This is a genomic window from Streptomyces sp. NPDC056734 (genome assembly GCF_042790455.1).
GTDB lineage: Bacteria > Actinomycetota > Actinomycetes > Streptomycetales > Streptomycetaceae > Streptomyces.
This window is the reverse complement of sequence record NZ_JBHTZD010000009.1, coordinates 155,482-178,146: the sequence shown is the minus strand read 5'-3', so window position 1 is coordinate 178,146 and position 22,665 is coordinate 155,482. Positions and strand designations below refer to the sequence as shown.

The 22,665-nt window shown below is 72.3% G+C and carries 15 protein-coding genes and 1 pseudogene; 10 read left to right on the top strand and 6 right to left on the bottom strand.

Annotated features, from left to right (window positions below):
* Nucleotides 1-7 precede the first annotated feature (7 nt).
* The gene (locus tag ACFRFC_RS16050) at nt 8-1,252 is read right to left on the bottom strand and encodes a CAP domain-containing protein (protein WP_382685203.1); all 1,245 of its coding nucleotides are present in this window, start codon (nt 1,250-1,252) and stop codon (nt 8-10) included.
* A gap of 162 nt (nt 1,253-1,414) precedes the next feature.
* Here ACFRFC_RS16050 and ACFRFC_RS16045 point away from each other — a divergent pair, with 162 nt between their 5' ends.
* From ACFRFC_RS16045 to ACFRFC_RS16030, 4 genes are all read left to right on the top strand, one after another.
* Nucleotides 1,415-1,696: an acylphosphatase gene (locus ACFRFC_RS16045; protein WP_382685201.1), complete on the top strand. Its 282-nt coding sequence runs from the start codon at nt 1,415-1,417 to the stop codon at nt 1,694-1,696.
* Nucleotides 1,697-2,075: 379 nt separating this feature from the next.
* Nucleotides 2,076-2,279, top strand: a complete 204-nt coding sequence (locus ACFRFC_RS16040) for a hypothetical protein (RefSeq protein WP_355742418.1) — start codon at nt 2,076-2,078, stop codon at nt 2,277-2,279.
* A 217-nt stretch (nt 2,280-2,496) separates the two neighbouring features.
* Nucleotides 2,497-6,453 (top strand): AAA family ATPase, encoded by a 3,957-nt coding sequence (locus ACFRFC_RS16035; protein ID WP_382685198.1) that lies wholly within the window; start codon nt 2,497-2,499, stop codon nt 6,451-6,453.
* A 132-nt stretch (nt 6,454-6,585) separates the two neighbouring features.
* Nucleotides 6,586-8,004 (top strand): sugar porter family MFS transporter, encoded by a 1,419-nt coding sequence (locus ACFRFC_RS16030; protein ID WP_382685196.1) that lies wholly within the window; start codon nt 6,586-6,588, stop codon nt 8,002-8,004.
* A gap of 145 nt (nt 8,005-8,149) precedes the next feature.
* On the opposite strand, the pseudogene ACFRFC_RS16025 reads toward ACFRFC_RS16030, so the two are convergent.
* Together ACFRFC_RS16025 and ACFRFC_RS16020 are read right to left on the bottom strand one after the other, a co-directional pair.
* A pseudogene (locus tag ACFRFC_RS16025) lies at nt 8,150-8,395 on the bottom strand (LLM class flavin-dependent oxidoreductase); the annotation flags it as partial.
* A 130-nt stretch (nt 8,396-8,525) separates the two neighbouring features.
* Complete coding sequence (locus ACFRFC_RS16020; RefSeq protein ID WP_382685193.1) at nt 8,526-10,028, bottom strand: cytosine permease; 1,503 nt, start codon at nt 10,026-10,028, stop codon at nt 8,526-8,528.
* A 109-nt stretch (nt 10,029-10,137) separates the two neighbouring features.
* On the opposite strand from ACFRFC_RS16020, the gene ftsY reads away from it, so the two are divergent.
* Nucleotides 10,138-11,346 (top strand): signal recognition particle-docking protein FtsY, encoded by a 1,209-nt coding sequence (ftsY, locus tag ACFRFC_RS16015; RefSeq protein WP_382685190.1) that lies wholly within the window; start codon nt 10,138-10,140, stop codon nt 11,344-11,346.
* A gap of 958 nt (nt 11,347-12,304) precedes the next feature.
* On the opposite strand, the gene ACFRFC_RS16010 is transcribed toward ftsY, so the two are convergent.
* On the bottom strand, nt 12,305-12,967 hold the full coding sequence (locus tag ACFRFC_RS16010; protein ID WP_382685188.1) for a bifunctional DNA primase/polymerase: 663 nt from the start codon (nt 12,965-12,967) through the stop codon (nt 12,305-12,307).
* 448 nt (nt 12,968-13,415) lie between these two features.
* On the opposite strand from ACFRFC_RS16010, the gene ACFRFC_RS16005 reads away from it, so the two are divergent.
* Nucleotides 13,416-14,891: a hypothetical protein gene (locus ACFRFC_RS16005; protein WP_382685186.1), complete on the top strand. Its 1,476-nt coding sequence runs from the start codon at nt 13,416-13,418 to the stop codon at nt 14,889-14,891.
* A gap of 302 nt (nt 14,892-15,193) precedes the next feature.
* Here the strand turns inward: ACFRFC_RS16005 and ACFRFC_RS16000 are convergent, their stop codons facing one another.
* The gene (locus ACFRFC_RS16000) at nt 15,194-15,520 is read right to left on the bottom strand and encodes a hypothetical protein (protein WP_382685796.1); all 327 of its coding nucleotides are present in this window, start codon (nt 15,518-15,520) and stop codon (nt 15,194-15,196) included.
* Between ACFRFC_RS16000 and ACFRFC_RS15995 the strand changes: the two genes are divergently transcribed.
* From ACFRFC_RS15995 to ffh, 4 genes are all read left to right on the top strand, one after another.
* The gene (locus ACFRFC_RS15995; protein WP_382685183.1) at nt 15,426-16,769 is read left to right on the top strand and encodes an ammonium transporter; all 1,344 of its coding nucleotides are present in this window, start codon (nt 15,426-15,428) and stop codon (nt 16,767-16,769) included. The two genes, ACFRFC_RS16000 and ACFRFC_RS15995, sit on opposite strands and share 95 nt — an antisense overlap.
* Complete coding sequence (locus tag ACFRFC_RS15990; RefSeq protein WP_003997576.1) at nt 16,766-17,104, top strand: P-II family nitrogen regulator; 339 nt, start codon at nt 16,766-16,768, stop codon at nt 17,102-17,104. Before ACFRFC_RS15995 ends, ACFRFC_RS15990 begins: the two co-directional genes overlap by 4 nt.
* A 63-nt stretch (nt 17,105-17,167) precedes the next feature.
* Entirely contained in the window at nt 17,168-19,615 is a 2,448-nt protein-coding gene (locus tag ACFRFC_RS15985; protein WP_382685181.1) for a [protein-PII] uridylyltransferase, read from the top strand.
* 97 nt (nt 19,616-19,712) lie between these two features.
* Complete coding sequence (ffh, locus tag ACFRFC_RS15980; protein WP_382685177.1) at nt 19,713-21,269, top strand: signal recognition particle protein; 1,557 nt, start codon at nt 19,713-19,715, stop codon at nt 21,267-21,269.
* A 357-nt stretch (nt 21,270-21,626) separates the two neighbouring features.
* On the opposite strand, the gene ACFRFC_RS15975 is transcribed toward ffh, so the two are convergent.
* Nucleotides 21,627-22,478, bottom strand: coding sequence for an SAM-dependent methyltransferase (locus ACFRFC_RS15975; RefSeq protein WP_382689880.1), 852 nt, complete (start codon nt 22,476-22,478; stop codon nt 21,627-21,629).
* Nucleotides 22,479-22,665 lie beyond the last annotated feature (187 nt).

Genomic DNA, 22,665 nt, shown 5'->3' with positions numbered 1-22,665 from the left:
CGTACCTCTAGTACCCGAAGTCCTGTGTCCACCACGGGCCGCCCGAGCCGAACTGGACGCCCACGCCGAGCGTGGTGAAGTCGCAGTTCAGGATGTTGGCGCGGTGGCCGTCGCTGTTCATCCAGGCGTCCATGACGGCGGCGGCGTCGGCCTGGCCGCGGGCTATGTTCTCGCCGCCGAGGTCGGATATCCCGGCCTCCGCGGCCCGGTCCCAGGGCGAGGCGCCGTCGGGGTCGGTGTGGTCGAAGAAGCCGCGGGCGGCCATGTCCTCGCTGAAATCCTGGGCCAGCCCCGACAGCGCGCTGTTCGCGGCGACCGGGCTGCACCCGACCTTGGCCCGCTCGACATTGACCAGCCGCAGCACCTCGGCGGCGGCAGCGGTCTCCTCGGACACGGTGGCCGGGACGGAGGGCTGATCCGGGGCCGCGGGTGGCGGGGCGACCGGGGCGTTCGCGGCCGGACGGCTCGGCGCCGGGGCGGCGGGTTTCGCGGCCGGGGGCGGTGGGGCCGCCTCCGAGGGGGTTTTCGAAGAGGTTTTCGACGGGGTGGTGGCCGGGTTCGTCGCCTGGGGCGACGGCTGCTCGGGCGTCTTCTTCTCGGGCGCGCCGGGAGCGGCCGGGGTGCCGGTCGGGGAGGGTGTGGGGGAGGTGGACCGCTGGGTGGCGTCGCTGGTGGCGCCGGGGGCGTCGCTCTCGGCGCTGCCCGAGGTGCCGCCCTGGGCACTGGGCGTGCCGGTGGGGCTGTCGGCGGCCTCGATGCTGTCGCCGCTGCCGCCGCCGATCCGGTAGTTCCCGGTGCCGGGCAGCACCCCGGTGGCGACCGCGACCGTGCCGAGGGCGACCGCGGCGGAGACCCCGAGCAGCCCGGTGCGGACCGGGCGCGAGCCCTTCTTCCTGGCCCGGCGGTGCGGGCCGGTGCCCGGTGCGCCGGCGCCCGCGAGGGCGGTGGACCCACCGGCGCCGGTGAGCGGGGTGGACCCGTCGGAGCCCGCGTAAGGGCCGGACGCGGCAGTGCCGCCGGTGCTGCCGGTGCCCCGGTGGTCGTCGTCGGTCGCGAACAGGTAGGCCTCGCTGCGGGCCGTGGTCTCGGCGTACGCCTCCGGGTTCAGGTAGGGCGCGATGCCTCTGGCCGCGCGACCGCCTCCGTACGAGTCCCGTGGGTCGTGGTTCCCGGTGCCGGAACCCTGCGGTACGACCCCCGTGGCGCGGTCCCTGGCGGCGCGTCCGGCGGCGGCGCGTCGGTGGCGTCCCATGTCCTGGCCTTCCTCGTGCGTGCGGTCCAGTTCGTCCTTCGTGGCGAATGAAAACTCACTCGATCGAGTGAGTTTCATATGAGATTCACTGCGTCGGGACGGTACCGCATGGTGCTGAACGCGGAAGTGTCCTGAGTGACATCGCCCGGTTAGGTTGCAGGGATGAGCGAGGATGTGCGGCTGGTGGCCTGGGTGCGTGGGCAGGTACAAGGTGTGGGTTTCCGCTGGTTCACGCGGGCCAAGGCGCTGGAGATCGGGGGCCTGAGTGGTTTTGCTCTCAATTTGGCGGACGGTCGGGTGCAGGTGGTCGCCGAGGGGGCGCGGCCGGGCTGCGAAGGGCTCCTCGACTGGCTGCGCGCGGGCGACACGCCCGGCCGCGTGGACGGTGTGACCGAGATCTGGGACACACCTCGCGGGGGCTACGACGGCTTCGCGATCCGCTGATCCAGGGGTCGCACGGACCCCTGCGAGCGGGGCGGGGAAGGGCTCCGGCGCTCGCCGCGCGGGGGAAAGCTCCTGGTGATTGCCGAGAAGCCCTTGCCCCGGCAGGCTCCGCACGGAAAAATGATCGCCACGCCCTGTGGGCCCGCAGGAGCCGCGGCGCCGCCCTCGTGGGCCGCGCGGCGCCGGGCCGCCCGCCAATACGGGGCGTGATCGTGTTGACCGTCAAACTTTTTGGTGAGACGCTGAAAGCCCCGCGCACCTTAGCTGTTTGGCATGGCAGAACAGCAGAGTCACCACTCGATGTGCCAGACACCGCGGGTGCGATTCCCTCACGACCCACACCTCTTCGGTCGGTCACTCAGTGTGGAGGACCATTCCCATGGCAAAGGCGCTTCTCGGTTACGTCGGCGGCTCCGACCCTCGACTCCTCGCCGAGATGCGACGGCTCCAGCAGCGTGTCCAGGACCTGGAATCCGAGCTGGTACGAATCCAGGCGGAGAACGACGCGCTTTCGGCTGCCGCTTCTCACCACGAGATCATGGAGAGCATCGACGCACACCAGGCGGAGCCTGCGCTCACCTGATCACTGCATCGCATCACGACACGCAGTGGTTGGGCAGCCCGTGAAACCCGCTTCAACCGCTCATCTGTCAGAAGTCGCAAGGGACGCTTCGGCGTCCCTTCTTTCTTTCCCCCGCGCATCCTTTCAGGCTCTTTAACGTCTGGTGTGCCCTGCGCGTTCAGCGGCGAAACCGCGGGTTCGTGGAGTGAGACAACACCGGAAGGTAGAGTCCAGCGGCGTGCACCTCAAGGCCCTCACCCTCCGTGGGTTCAAGTCGTTCGCGTCGGCGACCACACTCCGGTTCGAGCCGGGCATCACCTGTGTCGTCGGACCCAACGGCTCGGGCAAGTCCAATGTGGTGGACGCGCTCAGCTGGGTCATGGGGGAGCAGGGCGCCAAGTCGCTGCGCGGCGGCAAGATGGAGGACGTCATCTTCGCCGGCACCACCGGCCGCCCGCCGCTCGGCCGCGCCGAGGTGTCGCTGACCATCGACAACTCGGACGGGGCGCTCCCCATCGAGTACGCCGAGGTCACCATCACGCGGATCATGTTCCGCAACGGGGGCAGCGAGTACCAGATCAACGGTGACACCTGTCGGCTGCTCGACATCCAGGAGCTGCTCTCCGACTCCGGTATCGGCCGCGAGATGCATGTCATCGTCGGCCAGGGCCAGCTCGATTCCGTGCTGCACGCCGATCCGATGGGCCGACGTGCCTTCATCGAGGAGGCGGCCGGTGTTCTCAAGCACCGCAAACGCAAAGAGAAGGCGCTGCGCAAGCTCGACGCGATGCAGGCCAACCTCGCGCGCGTGCAGGACCTCACCGACGAACTGCGCCGCCAGCTCAAGCCGCTCGGCCGGCAGGCCGCCGTCGCCCGCCGGGCCGCCGTCATCCAGGCCGATCTGCGCGACGCCCGGCTGCGGCTGCTCGCCGACGACCTGGTCACCCTGCGCGAGGCACTCAACGCCGAGGTCGCCGACGAGGCCGCGCTCAAGGAGCGTAAGGAGGCCGCCGAGCGGGAGCTGAGGAAGGCCCTCCAGCGCGAGGCCGTCCTGGAGGACGAGGTCCGCCGCCTCACCCCGCGCCTTCAGCGCGCCCAGCAGACGTGGTACGAACTCTCCCAGCTCGCCGAGCGGGTGCGCGGCACGATCTCGCTGGCCGACGCCCGCGTGACGTCCGCGACCTCCGTCCCGCCCGAGGAGCGGCGCGGCCGGGACCCCGAGGACATGGAGCGCGAGGCGCACCGCGTCCGGGAGCAGGAGGCCGAGCTGGAGGCGGCCCTGGAGGCTGCCCAGCGCGCCCTCGACGACACGGTGGAGCACCGCGCCGACCTGGAGCGCGAACTGGCGCAGGAGGAACGCCGTCTGAAGGACGCGGCCCGTGCCATCGCCGACCGGCGCGAGGGCCTCGCCCGGCTCGGCGGCCAGGTCAACGCGGCCCGCTCCCGCGCGGCGTCCGCCCAGGCCGAGATCGACCGGCTCGCCGCCGCCCGCGACGAGGCGCTGGAGCGGGCCCTCGCCGCGCAGGAGGAGTACGAGACGCTGAAGGCCGAGGTCGACGGCCTGGACGCGGGCGACGCCGAACTCACCGACCGGCACGACGCCGCCAAGGCGCGGCTCACCGACGCCGACGCCGCCCTCACCGCCGCCCGCGAGGCGCTCACCGCCGCCGAACGCCGCCGCGCGGCGACGCAGGCCCGCCACGAGGCGCTGGCCCTGGGCCTACGACGCAAGGACGGCACCGGCATACTGCTCCAGGCCCAGGGCCGCCTCACCGGAATCCTGGGCCCGGCGGCCCAGCTCCTGACCATCGCCCCCGGCCACGAGATCGCGCTGGCCGCGGCATTCGGCGCAGCCGCAGACGCCATCGCCGTGACGACCCCGACCGCAGCGGCCAACGCCATCCGCCTCCTACGCAAACAGGACGGCGGAAGAGCGGCCTTGCTCCTGACAGGCACCCCAGAACCCCCGCCCGCCTACCCGCCGCCCACGGCCAGGAGCACGGGGACCAGCGCAATCAACCCCAACGCACTCACGCACGCAAGCCCAACCAACGGCCCCCCTCAGGACACGCCCGAGCACCAAAGGGGCGCGGGGAACTGCGCGACCAGCCACAACGCACCCGCGGACGCCAGTCAGCCCGCCTCCACGCTCCCCGTGTCCGCGCACGGCTGCCCCGCCTGCGGCTCCGCGCACAACACGCCCGAGCAGACCGCCAGGGGCGCGGCAAACTGCGCGAACAACCTCAACGCACCCGCAGCTGCCGGACACCCCGCCAACACGTACGGAAGCCCAACCCACGGCCCCCCTCAGGACACGCCCGAGCATCAAAGGGGCGCGGGGAACTGCGCGACCAGCCCCCACCCACCCGCAGACGCCCGACAACCCACCCCCGCCCCCACCTTCGCCGCAGACCTGGTCCGAGGCCCCCACGACCTCATGCCCGCCGTCCGCCGCCTCCTGCAAGGCATCACCGTGGTCGACACCCTCGAAGACGCCGAGGACCTGATCCGCCGCCGCCCCGACCTCACCGCGGTCACCGCCGAAGGCGACACCCTCGGCGCCCACTTCGCGCACGGCGGCTCCGCCGGGGCCCCCAGCCTGCTGGAGGTGCAGGCGTCGGTCGACGAGGCCGCGAAGGAGCTGGCGGACCTCGCCGTGCGCTGCGCGGAGCTGACCGAGGCCCAGACGGCGGCGCAGGACCGGCGCAAGACGTGCGCGGCCGACGTCGAGGAACTCGGCGAGCGGCGCCGGGCCGCCGAGCGGGAGAAATCCTCCGTCGCCCAGCAGCTCGGCCGCCTCGCGGGCCAGGCCCGGGGCGCCGCCGGGGAGGCCGAACGCGGCACGGCCGCCGCCGCCCGCGCCCAGGACGCCCTCGACAAGGCGCTCCAGGAGGTCGAGGAACTCGCCGAACGACTCACCGTCGCCGAGGAGATGCCGGTCGACGAGGAGCCCGACACCGCCGCCCGCGACCGGCTGGCCGCCGACGGCGCCAACGCCCGCCAGACCGAGATGGAGGCCCGCCTCCAGGTCCGTACGCACGAGGAACGGGTCAAGGGGCTGGCCGGGCGGGCCGACGCTCTCGACCGGGCCGCCCGAGCGGAGCGCGACGCACGCGCGCGTGCCGAGCAGCGGCGGGCCCGGCTGCGCCACGAGGCGGCCGTCGCCGGGGCCGTCGCCTCCGGCGCCCGCCAGCTGCTGGCGCACGTCGAGGTCTCCCTGGCCCGCGCGGAGCAGGAACGTACCGCCGCCGAGGCTGCCAAGGCCCGCCGGGAGCAGGAGCTGACCGCCGCGCGGGGCGCCGGACGGGAACTCAAGGGCGAGCTGGACAAGCTGACCGACTCGGTGCACCGCGGTGAGGTGCTCGGCGCCGAGAAGCGGCTGCGGATCGAGCAACTGGAGACCAGGGCGCTGGAGGAACTGGGCATCGAGCCCGCCGGGCTGGTCGAGGAGTACGGCCCGCACCAGCTGGTGCCGCCCTCCCCGGCGGCCGACGGCGAGGTGCTGCCCGAGGACCCGGCGCACCCCCGTAACCAGCAGAAGCCGTTCGCGCGCGCCGACCAGGAGAAGCGGCTCCGGGCCGCCGAGCGCGCGTACCAGCAGCTCGGCAAGGTGAACCCGCTGGCGCTGGAGGAGTTCGCCGCGTTGGAGGAACGCCATAAGTTCCTCAGTGAGCAGCTCGAAGACCTGAAGAAGACGCGGGCCGATCTGCTCCAGGTGATCAAGGAGGTCGACGAGCGTGTCGAGCAGGTCTTCACCGAGGCGTACCGGGATACCGCACGCGAGTTCGAGGGCGTGTTCGGCAGGCTCTTCCCGGGCGGCGAGGGACGGCTGATCCTGACCGATCCCGACAACATGCTCACCACCGGCGTCGATGTCGAGGCCCGGCCGCCCGGCAAGAAGGTCAAGCGGCTGTCGCTGCTCTCGGGCGGCGAGCGGTCGCTGACCGCCGTGGCGCTGCTGGTGTCGATCTTCAAGGCGCGGCCGAGCCCGTTCTATGTCATGGACGAGGTCGAGGCCGCGCTGGACGACACCAACCTCCAGCGGCTGATCCGGATCATGCAGGAGCTGCAAGAGGCGTCCCAGCTGATCGTCATCACCCACCAGAAGCGGACGATGGAGGTCGCCGACGCGCTGTACGGCGTCTCCATGCAGGGCGACGGCGTGTCGAAGGTGATCAGCCAGCGCCTGCGCTGACATCGACCGACGCGCCTCCCTTGGGTTCTCGTCACTCACCGTGCCCGCGCGCTGCCTCCAGGTGGTGAGCCGCCTGGACCTGTGCGCCACTGGAAGCACCAGCGGGTGGCCCAGGGACCCAGGGAGTCGAATGTGACCGACACAGCACAGGCGCCGCAGTCGGGAGCCGGGCCGGTTCGCCCCGAGCATCTCGGGCATGTCATCTTCATCGCCGCCGCCGCGGCGATGGGCGGTTTTCTCTTCGGCTACGACAGCTCCGTGATCAACGGCGCCGTCGAGGCCATCCGGGACCGCTACGACATCGGCTCCGCGGCACTGGCGCAGGTCATCGCCATCGCCCTGATCGGCTGTGCCATCGGCGCCGCGACGGCCGGGCGGATCGCCGACCGGATCGGCCGGATCCGCTGCATGCAGATCGCCTCCGTGCTGTTCACCATCAGCGCCGTCGGCTCCGCGCTGCCGTTCGCCCTGTACGACCTCGCCTTCTGGCGGATCGTCGGCGGCTTCGCCATCGGCATGGCCTCCGTGATCGGCCCCGCCTACATCGCCGAGGTCTCGCCGCCCGCGTACCGGGGCCGCCTCGGCTCTTTCCAGCAGGCCGCGATCGTCATCGGCATCGCCGTCTCCCAGCTGGTCAACTGGGCGCTGCTGCACGCGGCCGGGGGCAATCAGCGCGGCAAGCTGATCGGCCTGGAGGTCTGGCAGGTGATGCTCGGGGTCATGGTCGTCCCGGCCGTCCTGTACGGCCTGCTCTCCCTCGCCATCCCGGAGTCGCCGCGCTATCTGCTGTCGGTCGGCAAGCGGGAGCGGGCCCGGAAGATCCTCGCCGAGGTCGAGGGCGAACACGCCGGTCTCGACGCCCGGGTCGACGAGATCGAGCAGGCCATGCACCGCGAGCACAAGTCCACCTTCAAGGACCTGCTCGGCGGCTCCTTCCTCTTCCAGCGGATCGTGTGGATCGGCATCGGCCTGTCGGTCTTCCAGCAGTTCGTCGGCATCAACGTCGCCTTCTACTACTCCGCGACCCTGTGGCAGTCGGTCGGCATCGACCCGACGGAGTCGTTCTTCTACTCCTTCACCACCTCGATCGTGAACATCATCGGCACCGTGATCGCCATGATCTTCGTGGACCGCATCGGCCGCAGACCGCTCGCGCTCATCGGTTCCACCGGCATGGCGATCGCCCTCGCCCTGGAAGCCTGGGCCTTCTCCTACCACCTGGTCGACGGCAAGCTCCCGTCCACCCAGGGCACGGTCGCCCTGATCGCCGCCCATGTCTTCGTGCTCTTCTTCGCCCTGTCCTGGGGCGTGGTCGTCTGGGTCTTCCTCGGCGAGATGTTCCCGAACAAGCTCCGCGCCGCCGCGCTCGGCGTGGCCGCCTCCGCCCAGTGGATCGCCAACTGGGCCATCACCGCGAGCTTCCCGTCCCTGGCCGACTGGAACCTCTCCGCGACCTATGTGATCTACGCCTGCTTCGCCACCCTCTCCATCCCCTTCGTCCTGATCTTCGTGAAGGAGACCAAGGGCAAGCCGCTGGAGGAGATGGGCTGAGCGGATGCGGTACGAGGCTGTCCAGGCTGCGTCCCGGCCGACTGCCAGGAGGCGTACGTGCGGGCCGCGTACAGGAAGTGGCCGTCGTAGCGCGCTCGGGAAGAACGGCAGGCCGAGCCGGGCGGTCCGGCGGGCGGCGGCCTTCGGGGCCGATGGCGGCGGAGACGGTCACGGAGAGCCGCCGGGCCTCGCCGGGCACCGCGCCCGCGAACGCGAAGGGGGGCGGCAGCCGGTTGTTCTCGGCGCCGTGGTGCTCCTCGGTCTGCACCAGCGAGACGCCCTGCTCGTCGGGGTAAGCGGCCATCTCCAGGGCCGCCCGGTAGCGGACGCCGAGCGCGGCGGTCGCGGGGCCGGGCGCGAGGAGGTTGACGCGCACGGCCGTGACGGGCATGGCCGTCCCCCTTCGCCCGGGGCGGGCGGCTGCCGGACGGTCGGGCTGCCCCGCGGTGCGGGACTCCGGCCGTGCGGCTGTCGGGCTGTCCGCCGAAGGAGACGGGCTGGTCCGGCGAAGGAGACGGGTGTCAGACGGCCAGCGGCTGCGCGGACGTCTCGCCCGCTGCGGGTGCCGACGCCGGCCCCGGCATCCGTACCGCCGGCTTGGGCAGCAGCGCGTACAGCAGGCCCGCGACGACGATCGTCGCCGCCCAGCCGAGGCCGTACTCGCCGATCGGGTTGCCCGTGGCGAGTGGGCCGGTGAACCAGTCGGACCTGGTGAACAGCAGGCCCGTGACCAGCCCCAGCGCCCATGCGGTGACCGCGGCCGGGCTGAAGCCGCCCCGGTACCAGTAGGCGCTGGTGCGCCCGGTGTCGAGCAGTGCCTCGGCGTCGTACGTCGTGCGGCGGAGCATGTCCACGCCGAACACGCCGACCCATGCCGAGAACGCCACCGCCAGCAGCGACAGAAAGGCGATGAAGGACCCCAGGAAGCTGGTCGCGGCCAGCATCAGGACGGCGCCGAGCGCCAGCGAGATCGCCGCGTTGACCGAGACGGCCCAGGGGCGCGAGACCCGGAAGCCCAGGGTCTGCGCGGTGAAACCGGCCGAGTACATCGACATGGAGTTGATCAGCAGCATCCCGACCAGCGCCATCAGCAGATACGGCACCGCCAGCCACAGCGGCAGGATCTCGCCCAGGAACGACACCGGATCCGCCGCCGACGCCAGATCCGGCGTGCCCGACGCCATCACCGCGCCCATCAGCACCATGGGCAGGACGACGACCCCGGCGCCGCCGACGGAATTGCGCACGATCGCCGCCGAGGACGCCGTACGCGGCAGATAGCGGGTGAAGTCGGGCGAGGACGGCACCCAGCTGATGCCGCCCGCGGCGATCAGGCCCACGCCGGTGATCATCGCGGCCGTGGAGCCCGCGCCCCGCCCGAAGACCTCGCCCCAGTCCGTCTCCACGACGAGATGGCCCAGGACCAGCACGGAGAAGGCACCGAAGAGATACGTCGCCCACTTGTTGCACCGCTGCACGGCCCTGATGCCCAGCCCCGAGATCGCGAACGTGCCGACGACGAAGAGCAGCAGCGTGACGACGACCAGCGCGGTGTTGCGGCGCACGCCGAACAGGATGTCCAGCACCGTGAGCAGCGCGTACGCGCCGGTCACCGCGTTGATCGTCTCCCAGCCCCAGCGCGCCACCCAGATCAGCGAGCCCGGCAGCAGATTCCCACGCTGCCCGAAGACCGCCCGCGACAGCGTCATCCCGGGCGCCCCGCCCCGCTTGCCCGCGATCCCGGTCAGCCCCACGAGCCCGTACGCCACCACGGGCGCGGCGACGCCCACGACGAGCGCCTGCCAGAAATTCAGCCCGTACGTCACCGACAGGCTCGCGCCCATGGTCAGCAGCAGGACGCTGATGTTGGCGGCGACCCAGGTGGGGAACAGCTCGCGGGTCCGGGCGGTGCGCTCGCTGTCGGGGACGGGCTCGATACCGCGGGTTTCGAGCCCGGGTCCGCGCCCGGAGCGGGGGCCCTCGGCCGTGGTGGTGGCGCCATCGTGTGGGGCGGTGGTGCTCATGGAGGGTCATCGTACGTTAGTCCGACTATGGGGTGAAATCGACCGATGCCCGCCGGGGGAGTCTCCAAGGGGCTTCCGGCGTGGACCCATGGCCGATACTGGTCGGGTTATGGAAACCGTCATCCTTGCTGTAGTCATCGCCGTGGTCGTGCTCGGCGCGCTCGGCGGGCTCATCGTCGGCAGCAGGCGCAAGAAGCCGCTGCCCCCGCCGCCGCCCACGACCCCCGACATCACCGCCCCTCCGGCCGAGCCGCAGGTCGGCGACGAGGCCGAGACACCGCGGGACGAGGCCCGCCGCACGATCGAGGAGGTGGACCTCCCGGCCGGCTCGGCGCCGCCCGCCGAGGAGCTGCCACCCGTCGAAGAGCTTCCGGCCGTCGAGATCGAGGTGCCGGAGCCCACCGCGGGCCGTCTCGTGCGCCTGCGCGCCCGGCTCTCCCGCTCCCAGAACGCGCTCGGCAAGGGCCTGCTCACCCTGCTCTCGCGCGAGCACCTGGACGACGAGACCTGGGAGGAGATCGAGGACATCCTGCTCACCGCGGACGTCGGTGTGCAGCCCACGCAGGAACTGGTCGACCGGCTCCGCGAGCGGGTCAAGGTGCTCGGCACCCGCACGCCCGACGAGCTGCGCGCCCTGCTGCGCGAGGAACTGCTGACGCTGGTCGGCGCGGACCTGGACCGGGCGGTGAAGACCGAGCCGGAGACCGGGAAGCCGGGCGTCGTGATGGTGGTCGGGGTGAACGGCACCGGCAAGACGACGACCACCGGCAAGCTCGCCCGGGTCCTGGTCGCCGACGGGCAGAGCGTGGTCCTCGGCGCCGCCGACACCTTCCGGGCCGCCGCCGCCGATCAGCTCCAGACCTGGGGCGAGCGGGTGGGCGCCCACACCGTGCGCGGGCCGGAGGGCGGCGACCCCGCCTCCGTGGCCTTCGACGCGGTCAAGGAGGGCAAGGAGATGGGGGCCGACGTCGTCCTCATCGACACCGCCGGGCGACTGCACACCAAGACCGGCCTCATGGACGAGCTGAGCAAGGTCAAGCGGGTCGTGGAGAAGCAGGCGCCGCTGGACGAGGTGCTCCTCGTCCTCGACGCCACGACCGGGCAGAACGGCCTGGTCCAGGCCCGCGTCTTCGCCGAGGTCGTCGACATCACCGGCATCGTCCTCACCAAGCTCGACGGCACCGCCAAGGGCGGCATCGTCGTCGCCGTCCAGCGCGAACTCGGCGTCCCGGTCAAGCTGGTCGGCCTGGGCGAGGGCGCGGACGACCTGGCCCCCTTCGAGCCGGAGGCGTTCGTTGACGCCCTTATCGGGGAGTGACGTCGCCGCTACGGGTGTGCGGATCTCGTACGTGGCTGTGGAAGCGCCCGTTTCCCCCGGAAGGGTGGGGACGGGCGCTTCTCGGTGTCCGGGGTGCTGATCGGCGGGGTCTGCTGGGGGCGGGTGGCGGCGATCAGGTGTGCCGGGGTTTTGGGTGCCCTGGGTGGTGGTGACGGGCGCGCGGGCTGTGCGTGTCCCGGGACGGTGAGGCGGGCGCCCTCGCGGAGACCCGGGCGCTGTGTGGCGGGGCCTTGGCTGCCCCGGGCGGTGGTTCCGGGCACGCGGGCTTTCGGTGCCCTGGGCGGTGGTGACGGGGGGCGGGGCTCGGTGAGGGCCGAGGCAGTGATGGCGTGTGCCGGGCTTTGGTGCCGGGGTGGGGGATACGTGGCGGGAGGCGCCGGTGCGGCAGGTCCCTGGTGGGAGGAGCCGGGGTGGGCGGCCCGTGGCGGGCAGGCGCCCGCACACACGGACCCGCGGCGGGATGCGCGGGGGCGGTGGCTCGCGGCGGGAGGCGCCCCGCGCACGCGGACCTGCGAGGCAGTCGTGGGTGGGGGACCTGTGGCGGAAGGCGCCGGGACGGGTGGACTTACGGCGGGAGCTGGCCGGCGTATCCGGATCGGCGGCGGGAGGACGCCCCGCACACGCGGCCCCGCGGTCGACCTGGAGTTCTGTGAGTCGCCGTACGCGCGAGGCGCCAACGCGCACGCTGACCCCGGGCAGGCGTGGGGGAGCTGCGGCGGGAGCCGTCGGTAGCGGCGACCCAGGGCGAGCGCCCCCGCCCCGGAGCCCCGAACGGGCGGCCCCTGACCTACTCACCCGGGTAGGCGGACCCACCTAGGGAGGCGGACCTACCCCGGGAGCGGACCCGCCCCCGTACATCCACCCCCGGCGTCCACCCCCGGCGTCCACCCCCGGACACCCACCCCCACCCCAACCCCCCCGCCCCACACCAACCCCCTCAACCCCGAGACCGATGAGCCACGTACGCCAGCGTCCCGAGCAGGAGGCGGGCCGTCGGGGGCCTGGTCGCGGTGTCGAGTTCGGGGGGGCGGAGCCAGTGGACGGGGCCGCGGCCCGCGTGGTCGGAGGGCGGGGCCGTGATGTGGCTGCCGCGGCCCAGGGCGCGCAGGTCGAGGCGGGGGTCGTCCCAGCCCATGCGGTAGAGCAGGGCGGGCAGTTCGGCGGCGGCGCCGGGGGCGACGAAGAAGTGGGCGCGGCCGTCGGGGGTGACGGCGACCGGGCCGAGGGGCAGGCCCATGCGCTCCAGACGGACCACCGCGCGGCGGCCCACCGGCTCCGCCACCTCCAGGACGTCGAACGCCCTGCCGACCGGCAGCAGCACCGCGGCGCCCGGGAACCGGCCCCACGCCTCGGTCACCTCGTCCAGCGTCGCCCCGGCCGGGACCTCGGGCGCGAACTCCAGGGGATGCGCCCCCGGCGAGCGGCAGTCGCAACGGCCGCAGGAGCACACGCCCCCGGCGGCCCGGGCGCCCGGCACCACGGCCCAGCCCCACAGTCCGGTGTACTCGGCCACGGCGGTGCAGTCCGAGTCCCGGCCGCGGCGGCGCGCGCCGGACCGGATGTCGCGAATGCTCCGGCCGGTGCCGATCGTGAAGCCCATGCCTCCTCCAACGCTCCCCACATACCAGGGGTTACGAGACGAACGCGGAACGTGACCGCTCATGGTTCCCGCTTCCCGCTGCCGCGCGATCCAGACAGCGGATTGAAGCGCGATGGGTGGTGCGTCCGAGGTCGCGCGCCCTTTTGTGCATCGCTCCCCCCGTTCGCGCCTGTCGGATGTCAAGTGAATCGTCTGCGGGTGACGCTCAGTTCATTCGAAGGGGTGGCGAATGGTGGCGTTTCCGGGGTCGCCATGGCCGGGCCGGTGATCGTAGGATTACTTTGAGTGCACGGCGGTCACAGGCACATGCACTTCGGGGTATGCCGGAGGCAAGCCGCTCTTTCGTTCGAAGGGTGACAACTGCCGGACGGGCGGCCAAGTTGACGGGCAATCTGATAGGGCTTGACGCACCGGGCGGCAGGCGGTCGGAGGAAATGGGGGCGTCCCAGTGGGCGGCAACGGCGCAGGCGGGGCGAACGCCGAGAAGCGTCCCAACGAGCTGCTGAACTCATGGTTCGTACGCAGCGGTTGGTCGAAGGGCGAGCTGGCGCGCCAGGTCAACCGCCGGGCCCGGCAGCTCGGTGCCAACCACATCTCCACCGACACCTCCCGGGTGCGCCGCTGGCTGGACGGCGAGAATCCGCGCGAGCCGATCCCCAGGATCCTGTCGGAGCTGTTCTCCGAGCGGTTCGGCTGTGTCGTCTCCATTGAGGACCTCGGCCTGCGCACCGCCCGTCAGGCCCCCTCCGTCGCGGGCGTCGACCTGCCCTGGACGGCCCCGCAGACCATCGCCCTGCTCGGTGAGTACTCCCGCAGCGACCTGATGCTCGCCCGGCGCGGCTTCCTCGGCACCTCGCTCGCGCTGTCCGCCGGACCCGCCCTCATCGAGCCCATGCAACGCTGGCTCGTCCCCACCGCCCAGGCCACCGCGCCCGACCCCGAGCCGACCGCCGCCGACCGCAGCCGCAACAAGCTCTCCCAGCCCGAGCTGGAGCTGCTGGAGTCCACCACGGTCATGTTCCGCCGCTGGGACGCCCAGTGCGGCGGCGGCCTGCGCCGCAAAGCCGTCGTCGGCCAGCTCCACGAGGTCACCGATCTGCTCCAGGAGCCCCAGCCCGCCGCCACCACCAGGCGCCTGTTCCGGGTCGCCTCCGAACTGGCCGAGCTGGCCGGCTGGATGAGCTACGACGTGGGGCTCCAGCCCACCGCCCAGAAGTACTTCGTGCTCGCCCTGCACGCCGCGAAGGAAGCCGGCGACCGCCCCCTCGGCTCGTACGTCCTGTCCAGCATGAGCCGGCAGATGATCCACCTCGGGCGCCCCGAGGACGCGCTGGAGCTGATCCATCTCGCGCAGTACGGCAGCCGGGACTGCGCGAGCCCGCGCACCCAGTCCATGCTGTATGCGATGGAGGCCCGCGCCTACGCCAACATGGGCCAGCCCGGCAAGTGCAAACGGGCGGTCCGGATGGCCGAGGACACCTTCTCCGACGCCGACGACTGGGACGAGCCGGACCCCGACTGGATCCGCTTCTTCTCCGAGGCCGAACTGTACGGCGAGAACTCCCACTCCTTCCGCGACCTGGCCTATGTCGCCGGCCGCAGCCCGGCCTACGCCTCGCTGGCAGAACCCCTGATGGAGCGCGCCGTCGAGCTGTTCTCCGCGGACGACGAGCACCAGCGGTCGTACGCGCTCAATCTCATCGGCATGGCCACCGTCCAACTGCTGCGCCGCGAGCCCGAGCAGAGCACGGTCTTCGCCGAGCGCGCCCTGTGCGTCGCCAAGAAGGTGCGCTCCGAGCGGGTCAGCACCCGTATCCGCAAGACCGTCGACACCGCCGCCCGTGACTACGGCGATCTCGCCGAGGTCGTCGATCTCACCGCCAAGCTCGCCGTGGAGCTGCCGGAGGCCGCCGAGGCGGTCTGACCAGCGCGGGCAACGGCCCGCGAGCCCCCTGCCCCGGCCGCGGCCGGCCCTCCCGAACAGCCCGACCCGGCTCCCCCGCCGCCAGGCCATCGGAAGGCCGCCCGCGGCCGGCTCCGTGTGCCCGTGCAACCGTCCGGGAGCCCTTCCGGAGCCCTTCCGGAGCCCTTCCGGAGCCCCTCCGAGGACCCTTCCGGGGGCCTGCGGGAGCGCTCAGGGCTGTATCCACGGGTATCCACGGCCATGCCCCGGCGGCGTCCGCGGCGGCCCCCGGGACCGCCCCCGCGACCCGGTCCGCGGCGACGTCAAGGACGGCGTCCGCCGAAGGTTGCGCCACGATAACGATCACCCCGGCGCGCAGCCGCCAATTCATCGAGGCGTAACACGCGCGGTGCCTTCGTCACCGCCGCGAAACAACCAGGGGCGTCCACCGAAACCGCGTCGCGGCAATCTCTTGGCCCATCGACCGGCCCACCCCCCTTCATCCCGCTCAGGCTTCGCCCGCACGGGGCCGTATCCAACGACGAGGAGATGCCGATGGCATCAGCCATCACGCTTGCGGCGGACGCACCCACGCTGTCGTCCGCAAACACAGGCTTCATGCTCATCTGTTCCGCCATGGTGATGCTCATGACACCGGGCCTGGCCTTCTTCTACGGAGGCATGGTCCGCGTCAAGAGCACCCTGAACATGCTGATGATGAGCTTCATCAGCCTCGGGATCGTCACCATCCTGTGGGTGCTGTACGGCTTCTCCATGGCCTTCGGCACGGACACCGGCGGCCTCATCGGCTGGTCCTCGGACTATGTGGGTCTCACCGGCGTGGGCATCGGTGACCTGTGGGACGGCTACACCATCCCCGTCTACGTCTTCGCCGTCTTCCAGCTCATGTTCGCGATCATCACGCCCGCCCTGATCAGCGGCGCCCTCGCGGATCGCGTCAAGTTCAGCGCCTGGGCACTGTTCATCACCCTGTGGGTCACGATCGTGTACTTCCCGGTCGCGCACTGGGTGTGGGGCGCGGGCGGCTGGGCCTTCGAGCTGGGTGTGATCGACTTCGCCGGTGGTACGGCCGTCCACATCAACGCCGGTGCCGCCGCCCTCGGTGTGATCCTCGTCATCGGCAAGCGCATCGGCTTCAAGAAGGACCCGATGCGCCCGCACAGCCTCCCGCTGGTCATGCTGGGCGCCGGTCTGCTGTGGTTCGGCTGGTTCGGCTTCAACGCCGGCTCCTGGCTGGGCAACGACGACGGCGTCGGCGCGCTGATGTTCATCAACACCCAGATCGCCACCGCCGCCGCCATGCTGGCCTGGCTGATCTACGAGAAGATCCGCCACGGCGCCTTCACCACGCTGGGCGCCGCCTCCGGCGCGGTCGCGGGCCTGGTCGCCATCACCCCGGCCGGTGGCGCGGTCGACCCGCTGGGCGCCATCGCGGTCGGCGCCATCGCCGGTCTGCTGTGCGCCATGGCCGTCGGCCTGAAGTACAAGTTCGGCTACGACGACTCGCTCGACGTCATCGGAGTCCACCTCGTCGGCGGTGTCGCCGGCTCCCTGCTCATCGGGTTCTTCGCCAGCGGCAAGGGCCAGTCCGATGTCGCGGGCCTGTTCTACGGCGGTGGCCTGGAGCAGTTCTGGAAGCAGTGCGCCGGAGTCTTCGCGGTCCTCGCCTACTCCCTGGTGGTCTCCGCGATCCTCGCCTTCCTCCTGGACAAGACGATCGGCATGCGGGTGAGCGAGGATGACGAGATCGCGGGCATCGACCAGGCCGAACACGCCGAGACCGCCTACGACTTCAGCGGCGCCGGCGGCGGGTCCGCCCGCACCACGTCCTTGCCCGCCGCGCCCGCGCAGCCCGCATCCAAGAAGGTGGACGCATGAAGCTCATCACCGCAGTCGTCAAGCCGCACCGGCTCGACGAGATCAAGGAGGCCCTCCAGGCGTTCGGTGTGCACGGTCTGACCGTCACCGAGGCCAGCGGCTACGGCCGTCAGCGCGGCCACACCGAGGTCTACCGCGGCGCCGAGTACACCGTCGACCTGGTGCCCAAGATCAGAATCGAGGTGCTGGCCGAGGACGATGACGCCGAACAGCTCATCGACGTCATCGTCAAGGCCGCCCGTACCGGCAAGATCGGCGACGGGAAGGTCTGGTCGCTCCCCGTCGAGACGGCCGTCCGGGTCCGCACCGGCGAGCGCGGGCCGGACGCGCTCTGACCGGACGAGACGCGCCCCGAACCGGACGGGGCGCGCTCTGACAGAAAGAACAGGAGTCGCCGGGTGACGAGTACGGATGTACGGCAGGAAGCAGAGGACTCGGGACCCGGCGGCTACGCGGCGGCCCGGCTGCACCTCCTCACCGAGGGGGCGCGGTCCGGGCCGCCGCGCCGTTCCGCCCTCTCCGCACTGACCGACGAATGGCTCGCGGGCCTGTTCGGGCCGGCGGCCGGAGCCCTGCGCGGGGTGGCCCTGATCGCCGTCGGCGGCTACGGCCGCGGCGAACTGTCCCCGAGATCCGACCTCGACCTGGTGCTGCTGCACGACGGCGCCGACCCCGGCGCCGTCGCCGCCCTGGCCGACCGGGTCTGGTACCCGGTGTGGGACCTGGGCATCGCCCTCGACCACTCCGTGCGCACCCCGGCGGAGGCCCGCAGGACCGCCACCGAGGACCTCAAGGTCCAGCTCGGCCTGCTGGACGCCCGCCATCTCGCCGGCGACCTGGGCCTGACCGCCGCACTGCGCACGACCGTCCTCGCCGACTGGCGCAACCAGGCGCCCAAGCGGCTGCCCGAACTCCAGGAACTGTGCGCCGAGCGCGCTGAACGCCAGGGCGAACTGCAATACCTGCTGGAGCCCGACCTCAAGGAGGCCCGCGGCGGACTGCGCGACGCCACCGCCCTGCGGGCCGTCGCCGCGTCCTGGCTGGCCGACGCCCCGCGCGAGGGCCTGGACGACGCCCGGCGCCGGCTGCTCGACGTCCGTGACGCCCTGCACCTGGCCACCGGCCGGGCCACCGACCGGCTCGCCCTCCAGGAGCAGGACCAGGTCGCCGCCGAACTGGGCCTGCTCGACGCCGACACCCTGCTGCGGCAGGTGTACGAGGCCGCCCGGGTCATCTCGTATGCCAGCGATGTGACCTGGCGGGAAGTGGGGCGGGTGCTGCGGTCGCGGGCGGTACGGCCCCGGCTGCGCGCCCTGCTGGGGGGCGCGAAACCCGTCACCGAGCGCTCACCGCTGGCCGAAGGGGTGGTGGAGCAGGACGGCGAGGTGGTCCTCGCGCGCGCCGCCCGCCCCGAGCGCGACCCCGTGCTCCCGCTGCGCGCCGCGGCCGCCGCCGCCCAGGCCGGTCTCCCGCTCTCCCTGCACGCCGTACGGCGCATGGCGGGCACCGCGCGCCCCCTGCCCACGCCCTGGCCCGCGGAGGCCCGTGAGCAGCTCGTCACCCTGCTCGGCTCCGGCCGCCCCACCGTCGACGTCTGGGAGGCGCTGGAGGCCGAGGGGCTCATCACTCACCTGCTGCCCGACTGGGAGCGGGTCCGCTGCCGCCCGCAGCGCAACGCCGTGCACATCTGGACCGTCGACCGGCATCTCATCGAGACCGCCGTGCGCGCCTCCGAGTTCGCCCGCCGGGTCAGCCGCCCCGACCTGCTGCTGGTCGCCGCCCTGCTGCACGACATCGGAAAGGGCTGGCCCGGCGACCACTCGGTGGCCGGCGAGATCATCGCCAAGGACGTCGCCGCCCGCATCGGCTTCGACCGCGAGGACGTCACCGTACTGGCCGCCCTCGTACGGCATCACCTGCTGCTCATCGACACCGCGACCCGGCGTGACCTGGAGGATCCGGCCACCGTGCGGGGTGTCGCCGAGGCCGTCGGCTCGCACGGCACGCTGGAGCTGCTGCACGCGCTCACCGAGGCCGACGCGCTCGCCACCGGCCCCGCCGCCTGGTCGTCCTGGCGCGGGTCACTGGTCGCCGACCTGGTCAAACGGGTCGCCGCGGTGCTCGCCGGAGACGCGCCCGAGGACCCGGAGGCCGCCGCGCCGACGGCCGAACAGGAACGCCTCGCGATCGAATCGCTGGCCACCGGCGGGCCTGTCCTCTCCCTGCGCGCCCAGACCGAGCCGCCCACCGAGGACGGGCCGACCGGCGACCCGGAGCCGCTGGGCGTGGAACTGGTGATCGCCGTCCCCGAACAGCCGGGCGTGCTGCCCGCCGTCGCCGGGGTCCTCGCCATGCACCGGCTCACCGTCCGCGCGGCGGAACTGCGCACCCTGGACCTGCCGGACGGCGTCGAGGGCTCCGTGCTGCTGCTGAACTGGCGGGTCGCCGCCCAGTTCGGCTCGCTGCCGCAGGCCGCCCGGCTCCGCGCCGACCTGGTCCGCGCCCTGGACGGCTCACTGGACATCGCGGGCCGCCTGGCCGAGCGGGACGCCGCCTATCCGAGGCGCCGGGGGGTGATCGCGCCCCCGGCGCGCGTGACGGTCGCCCCCACCGCGTCCCGGCACGCCACGGTGATCGAGGTCCGCTCCCAGGACGCCCCCGGCCTGCTGTTCCGGATCGGCTCGGCACTGGAGAAGGCGGGCTTGCAGGTGCGCAGCGCGCATGTCTCGACCCTGGGTTCGAACGCCGTGGACGCCTTCTACGTGACGTCCGGTGCCGGGGTGCCGCTGCCGGGGCCGGAGGCGACCTCGGTGGCGAGGGCGCTGGAGGAGACCTTGCGGGCGTGACGCCGGGTCGGGACGACCGTGCCGCCTTCTCGCCCTCCCGGGATACCCTGGAGGGCGATTCCCCCGCCAGCCCCCGACCGCGAGGACCGACGCCGCCGTGTTCGATACTCTCTCCGATCGCCTCTCAGCCACTTTCAAGTCCCTCAGGGGCAAGGGGCGCCTGAGCGAGGCGGATATCGACGCCACGGCCCGCGAGATCCGCATCGCGCTGCTGGAAGCCGATGTCGCGCTCCCGGTCGTCCGCACGTTCGTCAAGAACATCAAGGAGCGGGCGCTCGGCTCCGAGGTCTCCAAGGCGCTCAATCCCGGCCAGCAGGTCCTCAAGATCGTCAATGAGGAACTGGTCACGATCCTCGGCGGCGAGACCCGCCGGCTCCGCTTCGCCAAACAGCCGCCGACCGTCATCATGCTGGCCGGTCTCCAGGGCGCCGGTAAGACCACGCTGGCCGGCAAGCTCGGCAAGTGGCTCAAGGAGCAGGGCCACTCGCCGCTGCTGGTCGCCTGTGACCTCCAGCGGCCCAACGCCGTCAACCAGCTCAGCGTCGTCGCCGAGCGCGCGGGCGTCGCCGTGTACGCGCCCGAGCCGGGCAACGGCGTCGGCGACCCGGTGAAGGTCGCCAAGGACTCCATCGACTACGCCAAGAGCCGGGTCCACGACCTCGTGATCGTGGACACCGCCGGCCGGCTCGGCATCGACCAGGAGATGATGCAGCAGGCCGCGGACATCCGCGACGCCGTCTCCCCGGACGAGATCCTGTTCGTCGTCGACGCCATGATCGGCCAGGACGCCGTCAACACCGCCGAATCGTTCCGCGACGGCGTCGGCTTCGACGGCGTGGTGCTCTCCAAGCTCGACGGTGACGCCCGCGGTGGCGCGGCGCTGTCGATCCGGCAGATCACCGGCAAGCCGATCATGTTCGCGTCGAACGGCGAGAAGCTCGACGACTTCGACGCCTTCCACCCGGACCGGATGGCCTCCCGCATCCTCGACATGGGTGACCTGCTCACCCTGATCGAGCAGGCGGAGAAGACGTTCGACCAGGCCGAAGCCCAGAAGATGGCCGAGAAGCTGGCCTCCAAGAAGGGCCAGGACTTCACCCTCGATGACTTCCTGGCCCAGATGGAGCAGGTCAGGAAGATGGGCTCCATCTCCAAGCTGCTCGGCATGCTGCCCGGCATGGGCCAGATCAAGGACCAGATCAACAACCTGGACGAGCGGGACGTCGACCGCACCGCCGCCATCATCAAGTCGATGACCCCGGGCGAGCGCCAGGAACCGACGATCATCAACGGCTCGCGCCGGGCGCGGATCGCCAAGGGCTCCGGCGTCGAGGTCAGCGCCGTGAAGAACCTGGTGGAGCGGTTCTTCGAGGCCCGCAAGATGATGAGCCGCATGGCCCAGGGCGGCGGGATGCCCGGGATGCCGGGCGTGCCGGGGATGGGTGGCGGTCCGGGCCGCGCCAAGAAGAAGCAGAAGCAGGCCAAGGGCAAGCAGCGCTCCGGCAACCCGATGAAGCGCAAGCAGCAGGAGCAGGAGGCCGCCGCCCGCCGCGAGGCCGCCGCCCAGGCCGGGGGCGCCTTCGGACTGCCGGGCCAGCAGGCGGCGGGGCAGGACTTCGAGCTGCCGGACGAGTTCAAGAAGTTCATGGGCTGACGGGCCCGCCTGCCGTTCCGGTGGTTTCGCGGTCGTCCGCGTCTGCTGTCGGCGCCCGTTGCCGACGGCGGTAGCCCACGCCTGTTGTGCACGTCCGTTGGTGTCGCCAGGGGGCGCCCTTCGCTGAAGGGCGTCCGGGTCTGCGGCGGGCCCCCTTGCCCCCGGGGGTTCCCCCCGGCTTTTTGTCCACGCCCGTGGGTGCCGCCGGGGGGCCCCCTCCCCTGTCGGCCCCCCCCTGGCGACGTACATGCCTGAAGGGCGGGCGTGTCGGGGTGCTTTTTGCATGGCCTCGGCGTGTCGCCGTTGTCGTCACCCGCGCGCGTGCCTGCCGTACCAGCCTTCCTCGGAACTCACGTCTTACGGCACCCGTGCGATCAGGTACCGGAAGACATTCGGCATCCACACCGTCCCGTCCGGGCGGCGGTACGGGTGGAGGGCCTCGGTCAGTTCCTTGTCGAGCCGTTCCTGGCCGGTGGCCACGGCGGCCGCGTCGAAGAGGCCGGTGGACAGCAGGCCGCGCCGGGCGCTGGTGAGGTCGGCGTAGCCGAAGGGGCAGGCGACCCGCCCCGAACCGTCGGGGCGCAGGCCCGCCCGCGCGGCGGCCTGTTCCAGGTCGTCGCGGCGCGCGGGGCGCCACGTGCCGGTGCCGTGCGGGGGATCGGCGAGCTTCCCGGCCGCCCGCAGCACCGAGGCCGTCGCACACCGCTCGGGCGGCCCCCAGCCGGCCAGCACGACCGGCGTCCCGCGCCGGGCGAGCGGCACCACCGCGCGGAGCGCGTCCGTGAGCCGCTCGGTGTCGCCCGCGAGACAGCCGACGGGCTCGAAGGCGGTCACCAGGCCGTACGGCACCGCCCCGGAGTCGGCTTCGGGCGGGCCGTCCAGGAGGCCGGCGTCGCCACGCGCGCGGGTGCCCCGCTGCCGGGGCAGCAGCCGCTCGCGCGCGAGGGCCAGCCGTTCGGGGGAGGACGTCTCGACGCCCGTGACGACGGCGCCCCGGGAGGCCGCGAGCAGCAGGGCCAGCCCGCTGCCGCAGCCGAGGCCGAGCAGCCGGGTGGCGGGGCCCACCTCCAGTCGCTCGTGGACGGCCTCGTAGAGCGGTATCAGCATCCGCTCCTGGATCTCGGACCAGTCACGCGCGCGGGCACCGAGGTCCACGCGGGGCGCCGGTCCGGTGAGAGGCGGGTGCTGTCGCACGAGCGTCGATGTCATCTAGGTGCGCCCCATTTCGCAGAGAACTGCCGCTGTCGCCCATTTCCGGAGAGGTGAGTGGAGAGGTCCAGTGAAGAGGTGCCGTGGAAAGGTGCCGTGGAGGGGCTCCCGGTGTGGTGAACCGGGGATGCGGAGGGTTCTCGTCGTGCCGGACGCGGGTCCCTGCGGCGTGCGCTCCGCACTGCTC